General features: G+C 72.0%; 3 protein-coding genes. All 3 read left to right on the plus strand.

Features of this window, described 5'->3' with window-relative positions; genetic code table 11:
* The first annotated feature begins 126 nt into the window (after positions 1 to 126).
* Entirely contained in the window at positions 127 to 1,389 is a 1,263-nt protein-coding gene (ftsW, locus tag ACYVE7_RS31305) for a putative lipid II flippase FtsW (RefSeq protein WP_460369833.1), read from the plus strand.
* 23 nt (positions 1,390 to 1,412) lie between these two features.
* A complete protein-coding gene (gene murG, locus ACYVE7_RS31310; protein WP_460369835.1) occupies positions 1,413 to 2,501 on the plus strand; it encodes an undecaprenyldiphospho-muramoylpentapeptide beta-N-acetylglucosaminyltransferase in 1,089 nt (362 codons plus the stop codon).
* 9 nt (positions 2,502 to 2,510) lie between these two features.
* On the plus strand, positions 2,511 to 3,433 hold a 923-nt coding region (locus ACYVE7_RS31315), incomplete at its 3' end, for a UDP-N-acetylmuramate--L-alanine ligase (RefSeq protein ID WP_460369837.1).

Raw genomic sequence — 3,433 nt, forward strand, 5'->3', positions numbered from 1 at the left:
GCTGGCGCGGCCGGGCGACACCGTGCTGCTCGCCCCGGCCGGTGCCTCCATGGACATGTTCCGCAACTACGGCGAGCGCGGCGACCTGTTCGCCGCGGCCGTCCACCGCCGCGCGGCCGACGGCCGGTGACGGTCGCCGACGGGGTCCCGGCGGAGCAGGAGCCCAGGTTCAGCCCCCGCGCGCAGATCGCGGGGGCGCTGAACCTTCTGGACCGCCCGCTGACCTCGTACTACCTGGTGCTCGGCTGCTCGATGCTGCTGCTGGCGCTCGGCCTCACCATGGTGCTGTCGGCCTCCTACGTGGTGCAGCTGAACAACACCGGCTCACCGTTCACCCTGCTGCTGAAGCAGGTCACCTGGGTGGCGATCGGGCTGCCGCTGATGGCGCTCACCGCCCGGCTGCCCGTCCGCGCGTTCCGGGTGCTCGCCTACCCCGTCCTGCTGCTGTCGGTGCTGGCGCTCGCGCTGGTCCTGGTGCCGGGGCTCGGCACCAACGTCAACGGCGCGACCCGGTGGATCGACTTCGGCGGCGGGCTGCGGCTCCAGCCGTCCGAACCGGCCAAACTCGGCCTGGTGCTGTGGGGCGCGGACCTGCTGGCCCGCAAGGAGAAGCTCCGGATGCTCAACGACTGGAAGCAGCTCCTGATCCCGCTGATGCCGGGCACCGCCCTGGTCGTCCTGCTGGTCATGCTCGGCGACGACCTGGGCACGACCCTCGTGCTGTTCACCGTCTTCCTGATGCTGCTGTGGGTCGTGGGCACCCCGGCCCGGCTGCTGACCGGGATGATGGGCCTGATCGGGATGCTGACCGCGATCCTCATCGTGGTCGAGCCGTACCGGTTCAAACGCCTCACCGGGTTCCTCGACCCGTCCGGCGACCCGCTCAGCGGCAACTACCAGGGCAACCAGGGCGTCCGCGCGATCGGCTCCGGCGGGATCTTCGGGACGGGCCTGGGCGAGGGCAAGTTCAAGTGGCAGTACCTGCCGCACGGCGACACCGACTTCATCTTCGCGGTCGTGGGCGAAGAACTGGGCCTCATCGGCACGCTGATGGTGCTGGGGCTGTTCGGCCTGCTCGCCTACGCGGGGCTGCGGATCGCCCGGCGCGTCCGCGACCCGTTCATGCGGCTGGCCGCCGCGGGCGTCACCGCGTGGATCGTGGTGCAGGCCATCGTGAACATCGGGGCCGTTATTCGTGTCCTACCCATTACGGGCATTCCGCTTCCGCTGGTGTCCTACGGCGGCTCCGCGCTCATCCCGACGCTCCTGGGCCTGGGGATGCTGCTGGCGTTCGCCAAGCGCGAACCGGGAGCCCGTCAAGCGCTCGCGGCGCGCGGTCCCGGACCGATGGCCCGGGGCCTAAGCTGGCTGGGTCTCGGCCGACGCTGACCCCCTGAGAAAGGTTGCGCGTGATGAGGGTTGTCCTAGCCGGCGGTGGAACCGCCGGTCACATCGAGCCCGCGCTCGCCCTGGCGGACGCGCTGCGCCGCCTGGACCCCTCCGTGCAGGTCACCTGTCTGGGCACCGAACGCGGACTGGAGACCACCCTCGTCCCGCAGCGCGGATACGAGCTGGCGCTGATCCCGCCCGTCCCGCTGCCGCGGACCCTGACCCCGCGGCTGCTGGCCGTGCCGGGACGGCTCAACGGCGCGATCAACGCGGCCGCCGCGGTCCTCGACCGGACCGGCGCCGACATCCTGGTCGGGTTCGGCGGCTATGTCGCGACCCCCGGCTACCTGGCGGCGCGCCGCAGGCACGTCCCGATCATCGTGCACGAGGCCAACCCCAAGCCGGGCCTGGCCAACCGGCTCGGCGCGCGCTTCACCCAGCACGTCGCCGTCTCCCACCACGACTCGACCCTGCCGCACGCGAAGTTCGTCGGCATCCCGATCCGCCAGCAGATCGCGCAGCTCGACCGGCTCGCCGTCGGCGACAAGGCCCGCAGCTACTTCGGGCTCGACTCCGACCTGCCCACGCTGCTCATCTTCGGCGGCTCGCAGGGCGCGCGCTCCATCAACCGCGCCGCCACCGCCGCCGCGCCCGCCTTCCGTGCCGCCGGGATCCAGGTCCTGCACATCGTCGGCCAGAAGAACACCGAAGAGCCCCAGCCCGGACGTCCCGGCCAGCCGCAGTACGTCACCATCCCCTACTGCGACCGGATGGACCTCGCCTACGCCGCCGCCGACGTCGCGATGTGCCGCGCGGGTGCGATGACCTGCGCCGAGCTCAGCGCGGTCGGGCTGCCCGCCGTCTACGTGCCGCTGCCCATCGGCAACGGCGAGCAGGCGCTCAACGCCAAGCCGATCGTCGACGCGGGCGGCGGCCTGCTCGTCGACGACGGTGCGCTCACCCCCGAGTGGATCAGCCAGAACCTGCTGCCGATCCTGCGCGACGCCGACACCGTCGCCCGCATGTCGGAGGCCGCCGCCAGCATGGGCCGCCGCGACGCCGACATCGCGCTCGCCTCCATGGTCTTCGAAGTCGTCCGCGCCGGAAGGTAAGTCCGCAAAGTGAGTCTCGTCAGCCCTGTCGACGTGGTCCCCGCAGCCGAGCTCGGGAAGGTGCACTTCATCGCCATCGGCGGTGCGGGCATGTCCGGGATCGCCCGGATCATGCTGAAGCGCGGGATAGCCGTCTCCGGCAGCGACGCGAAGGACTCCGACCTGCTCGGCCAGCTCGCCGAGCTCGGCGCGAAGGTGTTCGTCGGCCATGATGCCGCCCACCTGGGCGACGCCGACACCGTCGTCGTCTCCACCGCGATCCGCGAGACCAACCCCGAGCTGGCCGCCGCGCGCGCCCGCGGCCTGCGGGTCCTGCACCGGTCGGCGGCGCTCGCCGCGCTGATGGCCGACCGGCGGGCCGTGGCCGTCGCCGGAACCCACGGCAAGACCACCACGACCTCGATGCTGACGGTCGCGCTCCAGGAGGCCGGGCTCGACCCGTCCTACTGCATCGGCGGCCAGCTCGTCACGACGGGGCTCGGCGCCGACGAGGGCACCGGCGACGTCTTCGCCGCCGAAGCCGACGAGAGCGACGGCTCCTTCCTCATGTACAGCCCGCGCGTCGCCGTCATCACCAACATCGAGGCCGACCACCTCGACAACTACAGCGGCTTCGACGAGGTCAAGCAGAACTTCGCGAAGTTCATCGACCGGGTCGAACCGGGCGGCGTGCTGGTCGCCGGGATCGACGACCCGGTCGTCCGCGAGCTGGTCGAGGGCCTCCCCGGCGATCTGCGGGTGCTGACCTACGGGGTCGCCGAAGACGCTGACGTCCGGGTGGCGGACTTCGCGCCGCGCGGCCTCGGCTCGACCTTCACCCTGGCGCTCGATGCCGCGGAGCACCCGGTCGTGCTGAACGTCCCCGGCCGGCACAACGCGCTCAACGCCGCCGCCGTGGCCGGCGTCGCGATCGCGCTCGGCGCGCCGCTCGA

Source organism: Actinocorallia lasiicapitis (genome assembly GCF_054778695.1).

Coding starts and splice junctions, on each gene's coding strand:
- murG (WP_460369835.1), top strand. CDS start 1,413: ATGAGGGTTGTCCTAGCCGGCGGTGGAACCGCCGGTCACATCGAGCCC.